Annotated in this window: 20 protein-coding genes and 1 pseudogene; 17 read left to right on the forward strand and 4 right to left on the reverse strand. The window is 73.4% G+C overall.

The annotated features are described in order from the left end of the window. Positions 1 to 137 precede the first annotated feature (137 nt). The 12 genes and pseudogenes from HB370_RS03650 to HB370_RS03705 all read left to right on the forward strand — a co-directional run bounded on the left by HB370_RS03650 (position 138) and on the right by HB370_RS03705 (position 12,652). Positions 138 to 1,394: an ATP-grasp domain-containing protein gene (locus HB370_RS03650; RefSeq protein WP_030775994.1), complete on the forward strand. Its 1,257-nt coding sequence runs from the start codon at positions 138 to 140 to the stop codon at positions 1,392 to 1,394. After that, the gene (locus HB370_RS03655) at positions 1,391 to 2,224 is read left to right on the forward strand and encodes a DUF364 domain-containing protein (protein WP_030775991.1); all 834 of its coding nucleotides are present in this window, start codon (positions 1,391 to 1,393) and stop codon (positions 2,222 to 2,224) included. Before HB370_RS03650 ends, HB370_RS03655 begins: the two co-directional genes overlap by 4 nt. Further along, positions 2,221 to 3,381, forward strand: a complete 1,161-nt coding sequence (locus HB370_RS03660; protein ID WP_244405401.1) for a cysteine synthase family protein — start codon at positions 2,221 to 2,223, stop codon at positions 3,379 to 3,381. Before HB370_RS03655 ends, HB370_RS03660 begins: the two co-directional genes overlap by 4 nt. After that, complete coding sequence (locus HB370_RS03665; RefSeq protein WP_030775985.1) at positions 3,302 to 4,360, forward strand: dipeptide epimerase; 1,059 nt, start codon at positions 3,302 to 3,304, stop codon at positions 4,358 to 4,360. The genes HB370_RS03660 and HB370_RS03665 overlap by 80 nt, the downstream gene beginning before the upstream one ends. After that, on the forward strand, positions 4,357 to 5,616 hold the full coding sequence (locus HB370_RS03670) for an MFS transporter (RefSeq protein WP_030775983.1): 1,260 nt from the start codon (positions 4,357 to 4,359) through the stop codon (positions 5,614 to 5,616). Before HB370_RS03665 ends, HB370_RS03670 begins: the two co-directional genes overlap by 4 nt. A gap of 19 nt (positions 5,617 to 5,635) precedes the next feature. Further along, positions 5,636 to 6,430 (forward strand): class I SAM-dependent methyltransferase, encoded by a 795-nt coding sequence (locus HB370_RS03675; protein ID WP_030775982.1) that lies wholly within the window; start codon positions 5,636 to 5,638, stop codon positions 6,428 to 6,430. Between the two features lie 48 nt (positions 6,431 to 6,478). Further along, positions 6,479 to 8,077, forward strand: a complete 1,599-nt coding sequence (locus tag HB370_RS03680) for an ABC transporter substrate-binding protein (RefSeq protein ID WP_167512938.1) — start codon at positions 6,479 to 6,481, stop codon at positions 8,075 to 8,077. Beyond that, positions 8,074 to 9,027, forward strand: coding sequence for an ABC transporter permease (locus HB370_RS03685; protein WP_030775975.1), 954 nt, complete (start codon positions 8,074 to 8,076; stop codon positions 9,025 to 9,027). The genes HB370_RS03680 and HB370_RS03685 overlap by 4 nt, the downstream gene beginning before the upstream one ends. Beyond that, the gene (locus tag HB370_RS03690; protein WP_030775972.1) at positions 9,024 to 9,809 is read left to right on the forward strand and encodes an ABC transporter permease; all 786 of its coding nucleotides are present in this window, start codon (positions 9,024 to 9,026) and stop codon (positions 9,807 to 9,809) included. Before HB370_RS03685 ends, HB370_RS03690 begins: the two co-directional genes overlap by 4 nt. After that, positions 9,806 to 11,320, forward strand: a complete 1,515-nt coding sequence (locus tag HB370_RS03695; protein ID WP_037700195.1) for an ATP-binding cassette domain-containing protein — start codon at positions 9,806 to 9,808, stop codon at positions 11,318 to 11,320. The genes HB370_RS03690 and HB370_RS03695 overlap by 4 nt, the downstream gene beginning before the upstream one ends. A 34-nt stretch (positions 11,321 to 11,354) precedes the next feature. Next, positions 11,355 to 11,933, forward strand: coding sequence for a TetR/AcrR family transcriptional regulator (locus tag HB370_RS03700; protein ID WP_030775967.1), 579 nt, complete (start codon positions 11,355 to 11,357; stop codon positions 11,931 to 11,933). Positions 11,934 to 12,010: 77 nt separating this feature from the next. Then, positions 12,011 to 12,652 (forward strand): annotated as a pseudogene (locus HB370_RS03705) (SDR family oxidoreductase). Positions 12,653 to 12,683: 31 nt separating this feature from the next. Here the strand turns inward: HB370_RS03705 and HB370_RS03710 are convergent. Together HB370_RS03710 and HB370_RS03715 are read right to left on the reverse strand one after the other, a co-directional pair. Beyond that, positions 12,684 to 13,274, reverse strand: a complete 591-nt coding sequence (locus HB370_RS03710; RefSeq protein WP_051815243.1) for a hypothetical protein — start codon at positions 13,272 to 13,274, stop codon at positions 12,684 to 12,686. A 127-nt stretch (positions 13,275 to 13,401) separates the two neighbouring features. Next, positions 13,402 to 14,337: an oxidoreductase gene (locus tag HB370_RS03715; RefSeq protein ID WP_030775961.1), complete on the reverse strand. Its 936-nt coding sequence runs from the start codon at positions 14,335 to 14,337 to the stop codon at positions 13,402 to 13,404. 82 nt (positions 14,338 to 14,419) lie between these two features. Between HB370_RS03715 and HB370_RS03720 the strand changes: the two genes are divergently transcribed. Continuing rightward, complete coding sequence (locus HB370_RS03720; protein WP_030775958.1) at positions 14,420 to 15,034, forward strand: TetR family transcriptional regulator; 615 nt, start codon at positions 14,420 to 14,422, stop codon at positions 15,032 to 15,034. A gap of 268 nt (positions 15,035 to 15,302) precedes the next feature. On the opposite strand, the gene HB370_RS03725 is transcribed toward HB370_RS03720, so the two are convergent. Then, positions 15,303 to 15,686, reverse strand: a complete 384-nt coding sequence (locus tag HB370_RS03725; RefSeq protein ID WP_030775956.1) for an HGxxPAAW family protein — start codon at positions 15,684 to 15,686, stop codon at positions 15,303 to 15,305. Positions 15,687 to 15,975: 289 nt separating this feature from the next. On the opposite strand from HB370_RS03725, the gene HB370_RS03730 reads away from it, so the two are divergent. The 3 genes from HB370_RS03730 to HB370_RS03740 all read left to right on the forward strand — a co-directional run bounded on the left by HB370_RS03730 (position 15,976) and on the right by HB370_RS03740 (position 18,745). After that, the gene (locus HB370_RS03730) at positions 15,976 to 17,136 is read left to right on the forward strand and encodes a lactate 2-monooxygenase (protein WP_030775954.1); all 1,161 of its coding nucleotides are present in this window, start codon (positions 15,976 to 15,978) and stop codon (positions 17,134 to 17,136) included. 178 nt (positions 17,137 to 17,314) lie between these two features. Continuing rightward, positions 17,315 to 17,737 (forward strand): MazG-like family protein, encoded by a 423-nt coding sequence (locus HB370_RS03735; RefSeq protein ID WP_051815242.1) that lies wholly within the window; start codon positions 17,315 to 17,317, stop codon positions 17,735 to 17,737. Positions 17,738 to 17,839: 102 nt separating this feature from the next. Then, entirely contained in the window at positions 17,840 to 18,745 is a 906-nt protein-coding gene (locus HB370_RS03740; protein ID WP_106980569.1) for a DMT family transporter, read from the forward strand. A gap of 354 nt (positions 18,746 to 19,099) precedes the next feature. Here the strand turns inward: HB370_RS03740 and HB370_RS03745 are convergent, their stop codons facing one another. Then, entirely contained in the window at positions 19,100 to 19,270 is a 171-nt protein-coding gene (locus tag HB370_RS03745; RefSeq protein WP_030775946.1) for a DUF5670 family protein, read from the reverse strand. Positions 19,271 to 19,514: 244 nt separating this feature from the next. Here HB370_RS03745 and HB370_RS03750 point away from each other — a divergent pair, with 244 nt between their 5' ends. Next, positions 19,515 to 19,688, forward strand: a complete 174-nt coding sequence (locus tag HB370_RS03750; protein WP_078637305.1) for a CsbD family protein — start codon at positions 19,515 to 19,517, stop codon at positions 19,686 to 19,688. The last annotated feature ends 604 nt before the right edge of the window (positions 19,689 to 20,292 follow it).

Here is a 20,292-nt window from a genome sequence, read left to right on the forward strand (position 1 = left end):
CATTCAGAGAACCGACGTGACATCAGATGACAATGAAAACGAATATCGATAAGGTCCACCTCGGTCAAGCCGACGCATGTGCGACACGCCGTCGGCGCGACAGCAGTCCTTCGTCCACGCCATGAAAAGGGGAAGCCGTGGCTCATCTGCTGATGGTCGAGAGCTGGGTCGGATCGATGAGCAGACTGCTGCCACGGGCGATCCGCGAGGAGGGGCACGAGTTCACCTTCCTCACCCGCGACCTCCACCACTACCTGCGCTCCGCCCCCGAGGGCACCGCACACCCCCTGCTCGCCGCCCGCCATGTGCTGACCGCCGACACCAACGACGTCGAGGCGCTGCTGCCCTTCGTCCAACAGGCCCACGACTGCCTGCGCTTCGACGGGGTGATCACCTCCTGCGACTACTACCTCCCGGCCGCCGCGCGGATCGCCGGACGGCTCGGGCTGCCCGGACCCGACCCCGAGGCGGTGGAGAACGCGTGCCGCAAGGACGCCACCCGCCGGATCCTGGCCGAGGCCGGTGTGCCCGGCCCCCGCTTCGCGGTCTGCGGCGACTGGCCCGAGACCGCCGCCGCGGCCCGGGAGCTCGGCTACCCGCTGGTGCTCAAGCCGGTCGACCTGTGCGCCGGGATGTTCGTACGGCGCGTGGACGACGAACCCGCCCTGGCACACGCCTACCGCGCGCTGGCCGGCTTCCCCGTCAACGCCCGCGGACAGCGCCGCTCCCCCGCCGTGCTCCTCGAAGAACTCCTCGAAGGGCCCGAGGTCAGCGTCGAGACCGTGGCCCACGGCGGCACCGCGCACGTCGTGGGCGTCACCGACAAGAGTGTCGGCGGCGCACCCGCCTTCATCGAGACCGGGCACATGTTCCCCGCCGCGCTCTCGTCCGCCGACACGGAGGCCGCCGAGCGGACGGCGCTGGACGCGCTGAAGGCCCTCGGACTCGACACGGTCGTGGCACACACCGAGATCAAGCTGACGCCCGGCGGGCCACGCCTGGTGGAGGTGAACCCGCGCCCCGCCGGCAACCGCATCACCGAGCTGATACGCCATGTGACCGGCATCGACCTGGCCGCCGCCGGTGTGGCGGTGGCCCTCGGCCGCGCGCCGGACCTGCGGCGCGCGGACACCGGCCTGAAGAGCGCCGCCATCGCCTTCCTCGTGCCGGACGATGACGGGGTGCTGGAGGCGGTCGACGGCGCCGACGAGGTGCGCGCCGCGGCCGGTGTGCTGGAGGTCCGGCTCCCCGAGCCCGGCACGGCGGTGCGGGCGGCGGCCAGCAACAACGAGTACCTCGGCCACATCATGGCCGGTGACGCCGACGGGCTCGGCGCACGCGACCGCGTCGAGGCCCTGCTCTCCGGACTGCGGCCCCGGGTGGTGGGCCGATGACCGCCCCCACCGGCATACGGCCCACGGCGTCCTCCTACGACGACCTCGTCCGGCGCGTTCTCGACGGCCGCCTCGGACCGGATCCGTGTACCCAGCGCATCACCGTGGCGTTCACGACCCGGCAGGCGGTACGCCACGACGGGCGCGGCGGCGGGTACCGCAACGAGGTGCTGAGCCTGCGCCTGGCCGAAGCCGTCGGCTCGTGCGCGGTCGAGCCCGGCGCGCTGCCGGACGGGGCCGTGGAGGACTGTGTCGGCGCCGACGTCGCCCGGCTCCTCGGGCACGAGCTGCTGCCGGTGCGCGTGGCCGCCCTCGACGCGTACCTGATGCACGTCCGGCCGCACCTGCCCGCAGGCGGCGCGCGGCCCTTCCCGTTGCCGGCGGGCACGTCGCTGCGGAAGTCACGGGCCCGGGCCCGCGCGGTCGTGGAACTGCTCGACGCCCCGCCCGGCAGCACGGTGCTCGTGGTCGGCGTCGTCAACTCGCTGCTGGAGGCGCTGCGGCGGCGCGGGCTGGGGTACGTCCCGTGCGATCTCAAGGGCGGCACGACCGAGTGGGGCGAGCCGGTGCGGACCGACGCGCCGGCCGAGCTGGAGCGCTGTGACGCGATCCTCGCCTCCGGCATGACGCTCGGCAACGGCAGCTTCGAGCCGCTGCGGGAGCACGCCCTGCGGCACGGCAAGCAGTTGGTGATGTTCGCCCAGACCGGCAGCGCCGTCCTGCCGTGCCTCATCGGTGCCGGGGTCAGCGCGGTGTGCGCCGAGCCCTACCCCTTCTTCTGGCTGGACGGCGGCCCCGGGACCATCCACCGTTACGGAGCCGCCCTGTGACCACGGCCGTCCTGCGCCCGGCGGGCAACCGCGAACTGCTCGGCCTGCTCGGCGGCACGCCGCTCGCCCGCATCACCGTCGACCTGCCGTGTCCGCACCCCGGCTTCTGGGCGAAGCTGGAAGCGCTCGGCGTGGGCGGCATGAAGGCCCGCGCGGCCGTCTCCATGCTGCTCGGCGCCCGGGAGCGCGGTGAACTCCGGCCGGGCGCACCGGTGGTGGAGTCCACCTCGGGAACGCTCGGCGTCGGTCTGGCCTTCGCCGGACAGGCCCTCGACCATCCCGTCGTGCTGGTCGGCGACATCGAACTGGAGCCGTCGATGCGGCAGTTGCTGCGCTCCTACGGCGTCCGGCTGGAGCTGGTGGACCGCCCGGCCGCCGAGGGCGGCTGGCAGGCCGCCCGGCTCGCCCGGCTGCGCGAACTGCTCACGCTGCTGCCCGGCGTGTACTGGCCCGACCAGTACAACAACCCCGACAACAGCGCCGGTTACGCGTCCCTGGCGGCCGAGCTGGCCACCCAGCTCGACCACCTGGACGTCCTCGTGTGCAGCGTCGGAACCGGCGGCCACAGCGCCGGCATCGTCGGCCCGCTGCGACGGCACTGGCCGGGGCTGCGGCTGATCGGCGTGGACGCCACCGGCTCCACGATCTTCGGCCAGCCGGCCAGACCCCGGCTCATGCGGGGCCTGGGCAGCAGCATCCACCCGCGCAACGTCGCCTACGACGCCTTCGACGAGGTGCACTGGGTCGGCCCGGCCGAGGCCGCGGACGCCTGCCGGCGGCTGGCCGCCGGGAACTTCGTCAGCGGGGGCTGGAGCACCGGGGCCGTGGCCCTCGTCGCCGCCTGGGCCGCCCGGGTCCACCCCGGCGCGGTGGTCGCCACCGTCTTCCCCGACGGGCCGCACCGCTACCTCGGCAGCGTGTACGACGACGACTTCGCCGCCGCCCACGGGCTCGACCCGGCCCGCGCCGCCACCCGCCCCGTCGAGATCCCGCACCCCGGGGCCGTGGAGGCGACCGGCTGGGCTCGGTGCGGGACCGTGCGCGATCCACTCGACACCCCTACGGAAGAGAACCCCTGTGAAGGCCAGTCAGCGCACCGCACACCTGCGTCTCACCGAGCCGCTGCGCATCTCACGCTCCACGATGGCGGCCCGTGAGGCCGTCTGGCTGACCGTCGAGCACGAGGGACGGCACGGCCACGGTGAGGCCGTCACCAGCGTCTACTACGGTCTGGACACCGAGACCCTGACCCGGCTGCTGCACGTGGAGACGCGGTGGCTCGCCCGGTTCGCCGCGCCCGAGAGCGCCCTGGCGGCCCTGCGCGACGGCGAGCGTCACGACGCCCCGCCCGCCGTGGTGGCGGCCGTCGAGTCCGCGCTGCTCGACCTCGTGGGCAAGCGCGCCGGGGTCCCGGTGCACGCACTCCTCGGGGCCCCGGCGGCTCCGGCCGCCCGGACCGCCCGGACCATCGGTCTCGTCCCGGCCGGCCGGGCCGGAGCGCAGGCCGCCCGTCTCGCCCGGGACGGCTTCTCCGTCCTCAAGGTCAAGGCCGGCGCCCGGGACCCCGCCGAGGACGTGGAGCGCGTACGGGCCGTACGCGCCGCCGCTCCGCACGCCCGGCTGCTGCTGGACCCCAACGGGGCCTGGGACGCGGGCACCGCGGAACGTCTGCTGCCGCTCTTCGCGGAGCTGGGCGTCGAGGCCGTGGAGCAGCCGTTGGAGCCGGGCGACCCCGAGGCGCTCGCGCGGCTCGCCGAGCGGTCGCCGCTGCCGGTGATCGCCGACGAGGACGCGGTCGGCGTCGAGGACGCCCGCCGTCTGGCGGGGCGGGTACAGGGCATCAACGTCAAGCTCGCCAAGTGCGGCGGTGTGCACGCGGCGCTCCGGATCGCCGAGCTGATCGAGGGCAGCGGCACCGAGCTGATGCTCGGCTGTCTGACCGCCAGCACCCTCGGCATCGCCCCGGCCGTGCACCTCGCCGACCGCGCCCGCTGGGCCGACCTCGACGGGCATCTGCTCCTCGCCGACGACCCCTGGACCGGCATCGGCGGCCACGACGGCACCGTACAGGCGGGCCGGGAACCCGGCCTGGGAGTGCGGCCCCGCACCCGTCACACCGAGGGGGCGGCGGCATGAGGACGTGGCACGAGATACGCCGCTTCCCGCTCGCGATCCGGGTGCTGCTGGTCAACCAGCTCGGCGTCAACACCGGCTTCTATCTGCTCGTCCCCTACCTAGCTCTCCACCTGGGCGAGGACCTGGGGATGTCGGCGGCGGTCGTCGGCATCGTCCTCGGCGTGCGCAACCTCAGCCAGCAGGGCCTGTTCCTCATCGGCGGCTCGGCCGCGGACCGGCTGGGCGCGCGGGGGGTCATCATCGCCGGGTGCGCGCTGCGCAGCGTCGGCTTCGGGCTCTTCGCGCTCGGCGACGGGCTTGTGGTGCTGCTCGCCGCCTCGGTGCTCAGCGGACTGGCCGGGGCGCTGTTCAACCCGGCGGTGCGCGCCTACCTCGCGCTGGCGGCGGGCGACCACAAGGCGGAGGCGTTCGCCCTGTTCAACGTGTTCGCGACCGCCGGGGCGCTGATCGGGCCGCTGCTGGGCAGCGCGCTGCTGCTGGCCGACTTCCGGGTCTGCGCGCTCACCGCGGCCGGGATCTTCGCCGTCCTCACCCTCGCGCAGGCACTCGTCCTGCCGGCCCGCGAGGTCGCGCCGGCCCGCGGCAGCGTCCTCGGGGACTGGCGCGAGGTGGCCGGCAACCGCCGTTTCCTGCTGTTCGCCCTGGCGATGGTCGGCATGTTCACCATGGAGAACCAGCTCTACCTGCTGCTTCCCGACGGCGCGCGGAAGGCGACCGGCTGGGACGGGGCGGCGGGCCTGGTGTTCCTCGTCGGCACCCTCACCAACCTCGGGCTCCAGCTGCGGATCACGCGCGCGCTGAAGGCGCGCGGCACCAGGGCGCGCTGGATCGCCGCCGGGCTGGTGCTGATGGCGCTGTCCTTCGTACCGCCGATGGCGGTGACGGGGTACACGACGGCTCCCGGCGGCCACGCGGAAGCGGTGCTGCGCGCCGTGCCCGTGCTGGCCGGTGCCGTGCTGCTCTACCTGGGCGTGATGACGGCCCAGCCGTTCGTGATGGAGCTGATCCCCGGCTTCGGCCGCGCGGAGCTGACCGGCACCTACTTCGGGCTGTTCTACGTGGTGTCGGGTATCGCCGCCGCCGTCGGCAACACCGTCGTCGGCTGGGCCATGGACACCGCCGGACCGGCGGGCGCGCCCTGGCTGCCCTGGGCGTGCTGCCTGGCCTTCGGGCTCGCCTCCGCCGCCGGGGTCGCCTGGCTGCACCGCCGCCGCGTCCTGCCCGCCGTCGCCGCGCCCGTACCGGCGCCCGCGTGAGGAGACACCCGTGGACGACCTGCTCTCGAGAAACCTGCTCACCGACAACCCGGCGCTGTACGAGGCGCGTTTCCCCGATCCCGGACGGCTCGCCGGGCGCTGGGCCGAGGACTGCCTGCGCCGGTACGCGGCCCCCGGCCCGCGCGTGCTGGACCTGGGCTGCGGCACCGGCCGGGACGCGGCCCGCCTGCACGCGTCCGGCCGTACGGTCACGGGCGCCGATCTTTCGGAGGCCATGCTGGAGTACGCCCGCGCACACCATCCCGGGCCCGCCTACGTCCGGGCCGACCTGCGCGGCTTCGACCTCGGGAAGGGCGCCTTCGACGCGGTGGTGTGCCTGGACAGCGCCCTGCTGTACTGCCACACCAACGAGCAGCTCGACGGCTGCCTGGCCGCGTGCCGCCACGCGCTGGTGCCCGGCGGGCTGCTCGTCGCCGAGATGCGCAACGGCGCGTTCTTCCTCGGCCGTACGGAGCTGCTCGACACCCCGGCCGTCCACGGCTTCGAGTGGCAGGGGGTCGGCTACCGCTCCACCACCCGCCTGTACGTGGACCGGGCCGCGCAGTTGCTGTGCCGCACCCGGGTGTGGACCGCCGACGACGGCTCCCCGCCCGTCGAGCAGCGCTCCGCGTGGCGGCTGCTCTTCCCGCAGGAGCTGCGCCGGTTCCTCGCCGCCCACGGTTTCGAGGTGCTCGCCCTGCACGACGGGCCGGGCCCGCGTACCGAGCCCGTGTGGCGCGAGGGCGATCCGCCCGGCGAGACGGCCGACGCCGACCGGCTGCACCTCGTCGCCCGCCTGGCCCACCGCCCCTGAACTCCCCCGACGCGGACATCCGTTCGCACGGCACACCAAGGACACGCCATGAACTCCCCTCGGACACCAGTCGACGACTTCCGCTTCCCCGGCCTGCGCCGCCGGGGCCTCCTCGCCGCGGCCGGGGCCACGGCCTGTCTCGGCGCGCTCACCGTCACCGGTTGCGCCGGTTCCGGCCCCGCCGGCACGGCCGGCGAGGGCGACGGCAAACCCAGGCGCGGCGGACGGCTGCGGGCCGCGTTCGCCGGCGGCGGCGCGTCCGAGACCCTCGACCCGCACCTCGCCAACCTGTTCGCCGACGTCGCCCGCGCCAAGGCCCTCTTCGACAAGCTCGCGGACTACGGCGCCGACCTGTCCGCCCGGCCGCGCCTCGCCTCCGCGTGGGAACCGAACGCGGGCCTGGACCGCTGGAAGGTCACCCTCCGCGAGGCCGCCTTCCACGACGGCAGGCCCGTCACCGCCGAGGACGTGCTGTACAGCTACCGCCGCATCGCCGACCCCGGCAAGGCGTTCCGCGCCAAGGCGTCCCTGGAACCCATCGACCTCGAGGCGAGCCGGGCGCCGGACCCGCGCACCGTCGAGTTCGTCCTGAAGCGGCCGACCGCCGAGTTCCCCAACGTGCTGGCCGCGTTCGGCGCGTACATCGTGCCGCGGGGCGAGCAGGATTTCGACGGCGAGCCGGTCGGCAGCGGCCCGTTCCGCTTCGTCTCCTTCGCGCCCGGCAAGTCGGCCGTCCTCCGGCGCAACGAGGACTACTGGGACGGCGCCCCGTACCTGGACGAGGTGGAGTTCGTCGTCGCCAACGAGGAGTCGGCACGGATCAACGCCCTGCTCGGCGGCCAGGTCGAGTACGCCCACGAACTGAACCCCGCGACCGCCCGCGCCCACGAGGGCAAGGGACACATCGAGATCGTGCGGCTGCGCAACAGCGTCATGCAGGCCTTCGCGATGAAGACCGACCGGCCGCCGTTCGACGACAAGCGGGTGCGCGAGGCGTTCTTCCTGATGGCCGACCGCAGGGAACTGGTCGACGGCGCCCTGTCCGGCACGGGCGAGATCGGCAACGACCTGTTCGGCAAGGGCTACGAGTACTACGCCGCGAGCCTCCCGCAGCGCGAGCGGGACCTCGACCGGGCCAAGGCGCTGCTGAGGCAGGCCGGCGCGGAGAAGCTGAGGGTCACCCTCGACACCTCGCCCGTCGCCGCCGGGTTCACCGAGGCCGCCGCGATCTTCCGGGACCAGGCCGCCGAGGCCGGCGTCACCGTGGAGATCAGGACCGGCAGCAAGGACAGCTACTGGAAGGACATCCTCGACTCCGGCACCCTCTGCTCCTACCGCTCCGGCGCCATGCCCATCGAGGCGCACATCTCCCAGCGCCTGCTGACCGGTTCCACCACGAACGCCACCAAGTGGCACCACAAGGACTTCGACGCCCTGTACCAGCAGGCCCAGTCCACGAAGGACAAGCAGGAGCGCGCCGCCGTCTACGAGCGCATGCAGCGCCGCCTGTACGCCGAGGGCGGCTTCCTGGTGTGGGGGTTCGCCGACTGGATCATCGGCACCGCCCGCACCGTCCGGGGGGTCGCGGCCGGGGCGCCCGCCAACTCCCTCGACTGGGCGCGCTTCGACAAGGTGTGGCTCGCGTGAGGGGACTCGCGTCCTGGACCGTCCGGCGGCTGCTGCTCGGCGCCGCGCAGACGGCGGCCGTCGTGCTGCTGGTCTTCGCGCTGACCGAGGCGCTGCCGGGCGACGCCGCCGTGGCCCTGGCCGGCGACCAGCCGGACCCGGAGCGGATCGCGGCCATCCGGCAGGCCATGCACCTCGACCGGCCGGCTCACGAACGGCTGCTGGAGTGGGCGGGCGGGCTGCCGCACGGCGACTTCGGCACGTCGCTGGTCTCGGGGCGGCCCGTCAGCACGTACATCACCGACGGTTTCGGCCCGACGCTGCTGCTCGCCTCCCTCACGGTGGTGCTGCTGGTGCCGGCCGGTGTCGGTCTGGGCGTGCTCGCGGCCCGTCACGAGGGGCGGTTCGTGGACCGGTTCGTCAGCTCGGTGACGCTGGGCGCGTACGCGGTGCCGGAGTTCGCCTTCGGTGTGCTGCTGACCACGGTGTTCGCGCTGCGCCTGGGCTGGCTGCCGCCGACCGCCGTCGGGTACGGCACCGACCTCCTCGCCCACCCCGCCGCGCTGGTGCTGCCCGTGCTGGTGCTGCTGTCCCGGCCGGTGTGCTCCCTGGCCCGCCTGGTACGGGCCGGGATGATCGACGCGCTCGCCTCGCCGTACGTCGCGCAGGCCCGGCGCTACGGCGTCCCGGGCGCCCGGGTCCGGTACGGGCACGCCCTGCCGAACGCGGTCGCGCCCGCCGCCCAGCAGCTCGCCCGGACCGTCGACTGGCTGCTGTGCGGGGTCATCGTGGTGGAGGCGCTGTATGTGATACCCGGGCTCGGCACCGTCCTGATGAACGCCGTCGCCGAACGCGACGTCCCGGTGGTGCAGGGCCTGGCCGTCGTCTTCGGCGTGACGACCGTCGTCCTGAACCTGGGCGCCGACCTGGTCGCACGCCGCTTCGCGCCGCGTTCGGAGGTGGCGGCATGAGGTCGCGTTTCGTCGCCGGGGGGCTCGTCGTCGCCGTACCGCTGCTCCTGGCCCTGCTCGGGCCGCTGTGCGCGGGGGATCCGGGGCCGCGTGCCGCGTCCTTCACGCTCGGGGGCGGGCACTGGCTGGGCACCGACTTCGTCGGCCGGGACGTGTGGCGGCAGGTGCTGCTCGGCGGCCGGTCCGTGGTATTGGTCTCGCTCGCGGCGACCGCGCTGGCGTACCTGGTCGCCCTGCCCCTCGGGCTGATCGGCGCGCTCACCCACCGCGCCTGGCTGGAGGAGCTGCTGATGCGGCCCCTGGACGTGCTGCTCGCCGTGCCGTCGCTGCTGATGATCCTGCTCGTCGCCTCCGTCGTCACCCCGGGGGCGGTGGGTCTTTCGCTGCTGGTGACCCTGGTCAACATCCCGGACGCCGCGCGGATCGTACGGGCCGCCGCGGAGGAGGTGGCGTCCCGGCCCGCGGTCGAGGCGCTGCGCATGCAGGGCGAGAGCTGGTGGCGTACGGCCGTCGGCTACGTCGGCAGGTCGGTCGCGCGGACGCTCGCCGCCGACGCCGGCGTACGGCTCACCGGGGTGCTCTACCTCGTGTCGACCGCCGCGTTCCTCGGCGTGGGCGTCGAGCCGGACGCGGCCGACTGGGCGGTGATGGTGGACCGCAACCGCACCGGGCTGTTCGTCCAGCCCTGGGCCGTGGTGGTGCCCGCCCTGCTGATCGTCGCCCTCACCATGGGCGGCAACCTGCTCGCCGACGCGGCGCTCGGGAAGAGGAGACGCACATGAACGCGGTCGCCGAGATCAGGGACCTGCGCGTCGAGGTCGACGGCCGGGCGATCGTCGACGGAGTGAGCCTGCGGGTCACGGCGGGAAAGGTCACCGCCCTGGTGGGTGCCTCCGGAAGCGGCAAGACGACCACGGGCCTGGCGCTGCTGGGCGAGTACCCGGCCGGTGCCCGTGTCACCGGTGAGGTACGGGCCCCCGACGGGCTGGTCGGCTATGTGCCCCAGCACCCGGGCGCCGTCCTCAACCCGGCGCGCCGCGTCGGCGCGCTGCTGCGGGACATCGCCCGTACGCGGGTCCGCGCACTGCCCCGGCCGGAGCGTCGGGCCGCCGCGCACCAGCGCGTCCTGCGGGCCCTGTCGCTGGCCCAGCTCCCGGACCCGGAGGCGGTGTTGCGGCGTTATCCCCATCAGCTGTCGGGCGGCCAGCAGCAGCGCGTCGTCCTGGCCCAGGCGCTGCTGCTCGGTGCCCGGGTGGTGGTGGCCGACGAGCCGACCACGGGCCAGGACGCGCTGACGAAGCGGCGCGTCGTGGAGCAGCTCGCGGCGGTCGCCCGCCAGGGCATCGCCGTCGTCCTGCTCAGCCACGACCTGGACGTGGTACGGGCGTTGGCCGACGAGGTCCTCGTCCTGCGCGACGGCCGCGTGGTGGAGTCCGGCCCGGTGGACCGCCTGTGGCCTGCGCCGCGGCACCCCTGGACGGCCGAGCTGCTGGCGGCGGACGGCCCGGCGGAGCGCACCGGGCTCCCGGACGCCGGAGAGGAGGTGCTCCGGGTGCGCGGCCTGACCGCCCGGCACGGCCGGACCACGGTGCTCCGCACCCCCGCGCTCGCCCTCCGCGCCGGCGAGTGCCTGGCCGTGGTCGGCCGCTCGGGCAGCGGAAAGACCACCCTGGCGCGCTGTCTGGCGGGCCTGCACCGGGGTCACGACGGGGAGCTGCTCCTCGAGGGCGCACCGCTCCCGCGCAGCCTGCGGGACCGTACGCGCGCCCAACTGGCCGCCGTCCAGTACGTCTTCCAGGACGCCCGGGCCGCCTTCGACGAGCACCGCCCGGTGCTGGCGCAGGTGGCGCGCACGGCGGTGCGGCTGCGGGGAGCGGCGGAGGCGGACGCCCTGGCCGAGGCGGTGGCCACCATGACCGGGCTCGGGCTCACCGAGCGGCAGGTACGGCGCGGGCCGGCACGGTTGTCCGGCGGGGAACTCCAGCGGGCCGCCCTCGCCCGGGCCCTGCTCGCCCGGCCCCGCGTGCTGATCTGCGACGAGATCACCTCCGGGCTCGACACGGTGACCCGCCGGGGCATCCTCGACACGCTCGCCGGCCTGCTGCGCGAGCGGCGGGACCTGTCGCTGGTCCTGATCACCCACGACCTCGGTACGGCCGCCGCGCTGGCGGCCCGTATCGCCGTACTGGACGGCGGCGAGGTCGTGGAGGAGGGGCCCGCGCAGCGGGTCCTCGGCTCGCCGGAGCATCCGTTCACGGTGTCCTTGCTGAAGACGGCACTCCACCGTTTTTGACCTCCAGATCAAAAACGGTGGTGGTGTTCCGGTCATGGGAAGGCCCAAGCAGTTCGATCCGGACACAGCCGTCGAGCAGGCCATGGACGTGTTCTGGCGGAAGGGGTACGCCGGAACCACTCCGCAGGACCTCGTCGACGCGCTCGGCATCGGCAAGGGCAGTCTCTACAACACCTTCGGCAGCAAGCACGCCTTGTTCGAGCAGGCGCTCCGCCGCTATCGCGACAGCCAGGCCGTCATCCTCCTGGAGATGCTCGAGGAACCCGGCCCGGTCAAGGCGCGGCTGCGCAAGGCGCTGGAGTTCCTCGCCGAACCGGACCTCGCCGCCCCGGACCGCCGCGGCTGCATGGCCGTGAACGTGGCGGCGGAACTGGCGCGCACGGACGAGACGGCGGCGGAACTCGTCCGGCGCATGTTCGACCGGACGGAGGACGCCTTCCGGGCGCTGATCGAGGAAGGACAGCGCTCGGGAGAGATCGCGCCCGGCCGGGATCCCGTGGCTCTGGGCAGTCTGCTGCTCAACACGGCCATGGGCCTGCGTTTCATGGCGCGCATCGCCGAAGGCTCCGACCGGCTCGCCCGGGTGATCGACGCGACCGTCGACTCCTTCTGAGCCGAGCCGTGGCGCTCGCTCCCTCCGGAGTGTCCGCTGCCCATATTTTGTACCTCCAGTTCAAGAACTGGAGTGTCATGCGTCTCGGCCTCGCTTCCAAGACGGCCGTCGTCACCGGTGCCGGCCGTGGTCGTCACCGGTGCCGGCCGTGGGGCATCGGGCCGGCCACCGTCCGGGCCCTGACGGCCGAAGGGGTCCGCGTCGTGGGCGCGGCCCGCACCCTCACGCCCACCGATGACACCAGGTGGTCCCGCGTTCTCGACCTCCACCTGCTCAGTGCGGTCCGCGTCAGCCGCGCGGCCCTGCCCAGCCTGATCGAGCGCCGCGGTTCGAACGTCAACGTCTCGTCCGTCTCCGCCCATGCCCGGCACCGGCCCGGCCGCCTGCAGCGCGGCCAAGGCGGCCCTCAACGCACTGGGCAAGTCGCTGGCCGAGGAGTTCGGACCCCAGGGCGTACGCGTGAACACCGTCTCCCCGGAGTGACCCGCACCTCCGTCTGGGACGACCCCGACGGTTTCGGCGCCAAGGTGGCGGCCGGGGCCGGCGCGGAGCACGCGGCCTTCCTCCAGCGGGTCCCGGACGCCTTCGGCATCACCACCGGCCGGATCACCGAACCCGAAGAGGTGGCGGCTCTGATCGTGTTCCTCCTCTCCCGCGCGGCCGGTAACATCACCGGCGCCGACTACGTCATCGACGGCGGCATGGTCAAGACCGTCTGACCCTTCCCTTGGACGATCACCTCTTCCCTCATCAGGCCCTCCAGATCCGCGTCGGAGAGCGGGTCGCCCGCATACCGGAGGGCGTGTCGATCGTGCACAGGAGTTCCTGGTGCTCCCGGTACCGCGCGACCTCCGCCGTGTGCCGGTGCTGCCGCGCCTGGCCCGGGCCGATGAAGCCTCCGTAGGCCACCGCGGCGACGAGGGCGGCCGTCGCGCCGAGCCGTACCCGTCGGTTCGGCACGAAGAACGCGGCGGCCACCGCGTACGGTGCTCCGGTCAACGCGATGCGGGTGTCCGTGCTGCCCAGGGAGACACCCTCGTCGTAGACGGCCAGACCCGCCAGGACGCCGAGTGTGCCGAGGACGAAGACCAGGGCCGCCCAGCCGAGCCGCTTCGGCGCGGAGGCGCACAGCGGCACCACGGTCCTCACCGGTGCGGCCGCCGCGAACAGCAGGACCAGTGACAACGGCACGCCCACGGCCAGGACCGGCACCAGCGCCCCGTTCCCGGCGGCCCAGGCCGACACCAGCAGCGCCATGCCGAGTACCGGCACCGCGACCGCCATGAGCGCCCAGACCAGCAGGAGATGCAGGGCGGTCCGCGCCCCCGTGTCACTCGTCATGTCGCGGAGCCTGCCAGGGGGCGACCTGGTGCGCATGAGTTGTCGTACTCAGTGTTTTACGCAAGTCCTTTGACAGCCAAGGGGGTTGGGCCCGGTGCGGCTGGGCGGGGGCACCGGTGTCCATGGGTCAGGCCGCGGCCGGGAGCTCATAGCGCACGCCGGTCAGTTCCTCCGACAGCTCCCACAGCCGGGCGGCGGTGGCCGGGTCGGCGGCCCGGGGCGCCAGCTCCACCCGCTTCGGCGCGCCCCGCAGTTCGGCCATGCCGTCCGGTCCGTACAGCTCGCCGCCGCGCACGTCCTCGGCGGTGGCCGCGTACAGCTGGGGCAGGGCCCCCTGGTCCGGGGTCTGGGCGAGCGGCAGCAGCAGGCGGCCGAAGAGGAACTTCACCATGCCGACAGGGGCGGCCGTCTGCAGCCGGGTGGCCGTGTAGCCGGGGTGGGCGAGCACGCTGCGGACCGGGCTGCCGGCCGCGCTCAGCCGCCGGTGCAGCTCCCGGCCGAACACGGCGTTGGCGAGCTTGGACTGGTTGTAGTACGCCATCGGCGAATACGTGCGCTCGCCCGTCGGATCGTCGAAGAAGATCCTGCCCATGCGGTGGTTGGCGGAGGTCACCGTGACCACGCGGGGGTCGTCGCCCTGGGCCAGCAGGTCGAGCAGCAGGCCGGTGAGGGCGAAGTGGCCGAGGTGGTTGGCGGCGAACTGGACCTCCTGGCCCTGGGCGGTGAGCGTCCTGGGCGGCGCCATCAGGCCGGCGTTGTTGACGAGCACGTCGGGACGCACGCCGTCGGCGCGCAGCCGGTCGGCGAACGCGCGGACCGAGTCCGGGTCGGACAGGTCCAGCCGCCGCACCTCCAGCCGGGCCCCGGATCCGCCGGCCGTCGCCTGCGCGACCGCTCGCCGCCCCTTGTCCTCGTCACGGACGGCGAGGATCACCTGGGCGCCCTTGCGCGCGAGTGCCAGGGTGGTCGCCAGACCGAGGCCGCTGTTCGCGCCCGTGACGACGAACACCCGCCCCTCCTGGTCCGGAATCCGGTCGGCGGTCCAGCTCTTCTGACTCGTCATACGGCTCACCGTGCCCCACGTGTCACCGAGTGTCAAGGGTGACACTGTGAGCCGCGCAAGGCACGGCGGATACGATGGGGGGATGACGTCCCGTCCCGTGGAAACCCTGGCCCAGCGCAAGCGGCAGCTCGTCGCCGACGAGTTGACCCAGGCGGCGCTGGGGCTGCTGGCGCGCGGCGGGTTCGACGCGGTCACGGTGGACGAGATCGCCGCCGCCGCGGGGGTGTCCAAGCGGACGTTCTTCCGGTACTTCGCCTCCAAGGAGGACGTGGTCGTCCAGTTCCTGACCGGACTGGGCGCGGCCATGCGGGAGGAACTGGCGAGCCGTCCGGCGTCCGAACCGCCGTCCACCGCCCTGCGGCACACGGTATGGCGGTCCATCGACGCCTGCGCGGGTCAGACCGAACGGACCCTGCGCGTCGTGCAGTTGATCCTCGATACCCCCGCCCTGCTCGCCCGCTTCCTCGAACGCCAGGCCCAGTGGCGCGAGGAGCTGGCGGCCGTGGTGGCCGAACGCCTCGGCCTCGATCCGGCGACGGAGCTGTACCCACGCCTGGCCGCCGGGATGGCGCTGACCGCCTTCCACACGGTGCTGCAACAGTGGAGCGAGAGCGACGGCACGGGGGACCCCGCCGCACTGACCGACGGATGCTTCGCGGTCATCGCGCCGGCGCTGGACGCCGTGGCAGGCGAGTAGGCCGTCACAGCCGTGCCGCGCGGACGGGCCGCCGCCGCGTCGGACACCGTACGCGCGTCGGGCGCGCGTCGGCGGGGCCGGGACAACAGGCGATGCGTGCGCGCGAGAGGGTACGGGCTCAGGCGACGTACGCTCTCGAGTCAGGCGGGGACACGGGCACGCGCGAGGTACGCGCGCTGAGGTCGTGTCCGCAGGAGAGGTCAGGCCCGGGTCGGTCGCCGCGTGCGGCGGCCGGTGGCCCGGGCCTGGGGTAGGTTCCCTCGGACGCTCAGGCCGGTAGGTCCGCGCCGGCGCCCGCCGTCTCGATGCCCGCCGTTTCGGGGGCGGGCTCGGGCACCGCCTTCGCAGGGGCCCGGGCCGCGCGTCGTCCGGCGAGCCGGCAGGCGACACAGCCCGCGTGGCCCTGCCGGGCGGACCGGTCCCGCACGCCCAGGGGGTGCTGGTCGGCCGGCCGTACCCCGGGCGGCTTGCCCCAGCCGGCGAGATGGAGGACCCAGGTGACGACCACCGCCGCCGCCGTGAGGGCCAGGCCCAGCCAGATTCCCGGACGCCAGCCGCAGATGCCGAGACCGATGACCGCGGTGCCCATGGTCGCCACGGCGCAGCCGGTCCATCCTGCCACCGTGTGACCTTCGTCGTGATGTCCGCTCACGTGCCCCCTCCTCGCCACCGCCGGAACCGGCACGTTCGGTTCGCGGCCGGACCCCGGCACCACTCGACCCGAACGACTTGGCGAGCAGGGAATCTATCCGGAGGGCCCGAGGAGCCGCAATGGAGGCAGGAGCATGGAAACATGACGTCACATCAGCTGGCGTACGGGGCATATGTTGGGCGGGAACTCTGCGTTCCGTGGGTCTGAGGGGCCGTTGCTTCCGCTGTGGGGCTCGAAGCCCGTGCCGACGGGTCGTACCGGAAACAGCGAAGCACCGGGGAGCCGGATCATGTCCTACGCCGACTACCAGTACGAGATCTACCTCGACGGGCTGCGCGGAGAGGTGCCCAGCCTGCCGATGACCTACGCGGACCTCGAAGCACAGGCCCAGGCGGCGATGTCGCCGTCGGTGCGTTCGTACGTGGCCGGCGGGGCCGGCGACGAGCACACCCAGCGGGCGAACGTCACCGCGTTCGAGGGGTGGGGACTCGTGCCGCGGATGATGGTGAGCCCCACCCGGCGCGATCTGTCGGTCGACCTGTTCGGCATGCGGCTGGCCACGCCGCTGTTCATGGCGCCGGTCGGGGTGATCGGGCTGTGCGCCCAGGACGGCCACGGTGATCTCGCCGCCGCGCGGGCCTCCGCCCGTACCGGCGTGCCCATGGTCGCCTCCACCCTCACGGTCGACCCGATGGAGGAGGTGGCCCCGGAGTTCGGCGACACGCCCGGCTTCTTCCAGCTCTACACGCCCACCGACCGGGAGGTGGCCGAGAGCCTGGTGCAGCGGGCGGAGGCCGCCGGGTTCCGGGGCATCGTGGTCACCCTCGACACCTGGATCCCCGGCTGGCGACCGCGTGATCTGGCGACCGCCAACTTCCCCCAGCTGCGCGGTCACTGCCTGGCCAACTACTTCTCCGACCCGGTGTTCCGCTCCCGGCTCGCCAAGTCCCCCGAGGACGATCCGGAGGCCGCCGTGCTGCACTGGGTGCGGCTCTTCGGCAACCCGCTCACCTGGGACGACCTGCCTTGGCTGCGGTCGATGACCGATCTGCCGCTGATCCTCAAGGGGATCTGCCACCCCGACGACGTCCGCCGCGCGAAGGACGGCGGTGTGGACGGCGTCTACTGTTCCAACCACGGCGGCCGACAGGCCAACGGCGGCCTGCCCGCGCTCGACGCCCTGCCCGCCGTGGTCGAGGCCGCCGACGGCCTGCCCGTGCTGTTCGACTCCGGGGTGCGTACCGGAGCCGACGTCGTCAAGGCCGTCGCCCTGGGCGCCACGGCCGTGGGCATCGGCCGCCCCTATGCCTACGGCGCGGCCCTCGGCGGCACCGACGGCATCGTCCACGTCCTGCGCGCCTTGCTCGCCGAGACCGACCTCCTCATGGCCGTCGACGGCTATCCCACCCTCGCCGACCTCACGCCGGAGGCCCTGCGCCGCGTCCGCTGACCGACCGCACCGGCCGCGTGCGCGGGGGCCGTTGCCCGCTCCGGGCCACGCCCTCGGGGTGCTGGTGAAGTGGCAGGGGTGTGCGCCGCGGATCGGATCGCGGCCGCAGTGGCCGCCTGCCATCATGAACGCGTGTCCGGCCCCCGAGCCGGCGGAACTCCAAGGAGTGCGAACGCCTATGAGCATCCCCGAAGGACCCGTTCCCCCGGACGCACCGCCATGGGACGACATCGGCCGCCTGGCCGCGTTCTTCACCAGCCTGGACACCGAGCGCGGGATGACGCCGGAGCAGCAGTGGACGCTGCAAGCGCTCAAGATCTCCGAGGAGGCCGGCGAGACCGCACAGGCGGTGATCGGCGCCTGGGGCACCAACCCCAGAAAGGGCCGGAGCCACACATGGCGGCAGGTACAGGAGGAAGTCGCGGACACCGCGATCACCAGCCTGGTGGCGCTGTACCGGATGCTCGGCGAGGAGGCGCCCGCGTTCTTCGCCGCCGTACTCGCCGAGAAGTCCGCGAAGTTCCTCGCGTTCGACGCGTCCGGTGACCAGCGGCACCGGGCCCCGTGTGCTCCGGCGGCGGACCGACGGGAAAGAAGCTGACGGGAATCGGCAGCGCGGTTCACCCTCGTCCCGCGGCGGTCCGGCGCCGGAAAATCAGGTGCCGCGCGAAACCGGGGCGTCCATAATCCACGCGTGGCCATCATGAGCGTCGACGGGGCGGAACGCCGCCCGTCCCCCCGGTCCTCCCTGTCCGCACTGGCCGGACGCGGCTTCGGCGCCATCCCGCCAACCGCCCTGGTACTGCTCGGCGTTGTCAGCGTTCAGGTGGGCTCGGCCCTGGCCAAGCACCTGTTCGACGCGGTGGGCAGCTTCGGGACGGTCGCGTTGCGCCTGTTCTTCGCAGCGGTGGTGCTGATGCTGCTGTGGCGGCCGTCGCTGCGCATCCCTCGCCGCACATGGGCGGTCGTACTCGGCTACGGCGTGACGCTCGGCCTGATGAACCTGTGCTTCTACCTGGCGCTGGCCCGCATTCCCCTGGGGATCGCGGTCACCACCGAGTTCCTCGGACCGCTGGCGGTGGCCCTGGCCGGGTCCAGGCGCTGGCTGGACGCGCTGTGGGCCCTGCTCGCGGCGGGCGGTGTCGTCCTGCTGATGGAGGGAGGCGGCGACCTCGATCCGGTCGGTCTGCTGTTCGCCCTCGCGGCGGGAACGTGCTGGGGCCTGTACATCCTGGTCGGCGCGGCGCTGGGCCGCCACACCACGGAGGGCCACGGCCTGGCTCTGGGCATGGCCGTCGCGGCCCTGGTGGCCGTGCCGTTCGGCGTCGCCGACAGCGGAACGGCGCTGGTACGGCCCTGGATCCTGGTCGCGGGCCTCGGTGTGGCACTGCTCTCCTCGGTGATCCCGTACTCGCTCGACCTGGAAGCACTCCGCAAGGTCCCGCCGCATGTGTTCGGGATCCTGATGAGCCTGGAACCGGCGATGGCGGCCCTCATCGGCCTGGTCGTCCTCCAGGAGTCGCTGCACTGGACACAGTGGATCGCGGTGCTGTGCGTGGTGGCCGCCTCGGCGGGCGCCACCCGCGGCGCCCGCACCGACGACACCTAGGGCTGCGGGAGTGGGCCGTCGACGGCACGTGGGAGAAGGGTCTTCACCGCGCTGCTCGCCCAGTCCGGCACCCAGGCTGCCGGGCGTCACAAAAGCAGTCGACGCTGCCCCGGGCGCGGAACCCCCGAGCCGACTGCGGCAGGCACCGGCCCCGCTGAGCCAGGAGGCGCAGGTTCCCACTGCTGCTTCCGCGGGACCGGTGCAGTACACACGTACCCCGTGGGGCGTTTGACACGCCGCATGCGCCCGGTCGTCGGGCAGGGCGGGCCCTCTCGCACGACGTGGGGTCCGGCCGTCACCGGCCGGACCCCGTCCTTCGCTGTGAACCGCGCTTCTCGCGCCGTGCGCCGGTACCTACCAGCGATACCAGCGCCCCTTGCGGCCCGTACTGTCCGCGGACCGCACGACGAAGCCCAGGAGCCACAGCACCAGCACGATCACCGCGATCCACCAGAGCGCCTTCAGTGCGAAACCCGCGCCGAAGAGGATCAGGGCCAGCAGAAGAACCAGAAGCAGGGGAACCATCGTCATCAACCTCCTGGCCACCGGATGCCCTTGCCTCACCACTACAAGCACACAGAACGCGAGTTAACTTCACGCGTGGACGGGGCATACGCACGCCGCGCACGATTCCCCCTTCCGGGCGGTTGCCGCACCACAGCGGCACCCTGCCGATGACGCGTCGCGGATCCGCGATCCGGGTTTGCCTGCGCCGTGCGGGGACATGCGCCAGCCGGAACGACCTGCCGAAACGGAAGAAGGGTTGACCATGACCGCCAGTGAGAAGGCGCGGGCCAAGGCCGAGCAGGCCGTCGGCAAGATCGCGCAGGCGGCCGGACGGGCCATCGGAAACACCGAGCTGGTCGCCAAGGGCGACGCCGCCGAGGCCGTGGGAAAGGCCCGCGAGAACAAGGAGTCGCTCAAGGAGACCGGTCGCCGCTGACCGGCTCCCCACACCGTGTCGGCAGGCCGGATCCCTGGTCTGCCGACACGGTGTTCTCGTCCCGCGGAGACGCTGGACGCGGCATGACGGCCCGTCCGGTGACTTCGACGGTCACCCGGAAACCCTGACACCGGCGCGGGGCCGCCGGGCACGGCACGTCGGTCCAGCGGTGTTCTCCCGGGCCGCCGAGGGCCGTTCCGTCGCCGGGACCGCGACAGCGGTCCGTCCGTGGACGGTCGCGCCACAGGCTACCCACGGCCTTCTTGCCGTGAACGGCCGGGTGTCGTCGGTATCGTCGGAGGCCGCGGAACCTCCTCCGCACCAGTTCCTCCGTGCCGCGTGTCCGGTACGGAATCGGGGCACCCGGAGGACAGGAAGGAGGGGCTGCCGGATGACCGCTTCCCGTCTGTTCGTGCCCCGTTGGGCGACGACGGTGACCGCCTCGGGACCGGCGCGTGTGCTGCTGTTCGCCCCAGCCGAACCGCACGTTCGAGGTCGTCGTCGACCTGGAGAAGGCCGCCGAGTGCCCGCCGGATGCCCTGCACGGCCCCCGCACCCTGTACGCCGACGAGCCCGCCGCGTTCCTCCCGGATCCGAAGGGGTG

It is taken from the genome of Streptomyces sp. DSM 40868, assembly GCF_011820545.1.
Classification (GTDB): Bacteria; Actinomycetota; Actinomycetes; order Streptomycetales; family Streptomycetaceae; genus Streptomyces; species Streptomyces eurythermus.

Excerpts from the sequence above, each read along its gene's own strand:
- HB370_RS03655 (WP_030775991.1), top strand. The coding sequence starts at position 1,391 with ATGACCGCCCCCACCGGCATACGGCCCACGGCGTCCTCCTACGACGAC.
- HB370_RS03670 (WP_030775983.1), top strand. The coding sequence starts at position 4,357 with ATGAGGACGTGGCACGAGATACGCCGCTTCCCGCTCGCGATCCGGGTG.
- HB370_RS03680 (WP_167512938.1), top strand. The coding sequence starts at position 6,479 with ATGAACTCCCCTCGGACACCAGTCGACGACTTCCGCTTCCCCGGCCTG.
- HB370_RS03690 (WP_030775972.1), top strand. The coding sequence starts at position 9,024 with ATGAGGTCGCGTTTCGTCGCCGGGGGGCTCGTCGTCGCCGTACCGCTG.
- HB370_RS03695 (WP_037700195.1), top strand. The coding sequence starts at position 9,806 with ATGAACGCGGTCGCCGAGATCAGGGACCTGCGCGTCGAGGTCGACGGC.
- HB370_RS03700 (WP_030775967.1), top strand. The coding sequence starts at position 11,355 with ATGGGAAGGCCCAAGCAGTTCGATCCGGACACAGCCGTCGAGCAGGCC.
- HB370_RS03710 (WP_051815243.1), bottom strand. The coding sequence starts at position 13,274 with ATGACGAGTGACACGGGGGCGCGGACCGCCCTGCATCTCCTGCTGGTC.
- HB370_RS03715 (WP_030775961.1), bottom strand. The coding sequence starts at position 14,337 with ATGACGAGTCAGAAGAGCTGGACCGCCGACCGGATTCCGGACCAGGAG.
- HB370_RS03720 (WP_030775958.1), top strand. The coding sequence starts at position 14,420 with ATGACGTCCCGTCCCGTGGAAACCCTGGCCCAGCGCAAGCGGCAGCTC.
- HB370_RS03730 (WP_030775954.1), top strand. The coding sequence starts at position 15,976 with ATGTCCTACGCCGACTACCAGTACGAGATCTACCTCGACGGGCTGCGC.
- HB370_RS03735 (WP_051815242.1), top strand. The coding sequence starts at position 17,315 with ATGAGCATCCCCGAAGGACCCGTTCCCCCGGACGCACCGCCATGGGAC.
- HB370_RS03740 (WP_106980569.1), top strand. The coding sequence starts at position 17,840 with ATGAGCGTCGACGGGGCGGAACGCCGCCCGTCCCCCCGGTCCTCCCTG.
- HB370_RS03745 (WP_030775946.1), bottom strand. The coding sequence starts at position 19,270 with ATGGTTCCCCTGCTTCTGGTTCTTCTGCTGGCCCTGATCCTCTTCGGC.
- HB370_RS03750 (WP_078637305.1), top strand. The coding sequence starts at position 19,515 with ATGACCGCCAGTGAGAAGGCGCGGGCCAAGGCCGAGCAGGCCGTCGGC.